This is a genomic window from Clostridium tepidiprofundi DSM 19306 (genome assembly GCF_001594005.1).
Classification (GTDB): Bacteria; Bacillota; Clostridia; order Clostridiales; family Clostridiaceae; genus Clostridium_AC; species Clostridium_AC tepidiprofundi.
In genome coordinates this window covers 1-537 of the sequence record NZ_LTBA01000169.1, presented here as the reverse complement: position 1 = coordinate 537, position 537 = coordinate 1, and the positions used below count along the sequence as shown (strand labels likewise).

General features: G+C 29.6%; 1 protein-coding gene. It reads left to right on the top strand.

Annotated features, from left to right (window positions below; genetic code table 11):
• The coding region (locus tag CLTEP_RS14265; RefSeq protein ID WP_153016383.1) for an RNA-guided endonuclease InsQ/TnpB family protein at positions 1-537 on the top strand (537 nt) is incomplete at both ends.

The following is a 537-nucleotide window of genomic DNA, read 5'->3' as shown; positions in this document are numbered from 1 at the left end:
AGAAGAAAAAGCAAACCATCATTTTATAATGACAATATAAAACTAAAAGTCAAACCTAAATTAGTTCTTATTGAAAAAGTAGGTTGGATAAAAACAGCAGAACAAATACCAATGAATGTAAAATACACTAATCCAAGAGTAAGCTTTGACGGAAAGTATTGGTATTTATCTGTGGGTATTGAGAGAGAGAACCTAATAGTAGGATTAACCAATGAAAGCATAGGAATAGATGTTGGCATAAAAGACCTTGCAGTATGCTCCAATGGAATGACTTTTAAAAACATCAATAAGACAAGATTAGTTAAGAAATTAGAAAAAAGATTACGAAGGTTGCAACGTAAAATATCAAGAAAATATGAATTAAATAAAGAAGGGAGGAAGTTCGTCAAAACTAGCAACATTATAAAACTTGAAAAGCAAATTAGATTACTTCATAGAAGATTATCTAATATTAGAAGCAATCACTTACACCAAGCAACTACTAAGATAGTGAAAACCAAGCCATCAAGAGTAGTTATGGAAACACTTAATATTAAA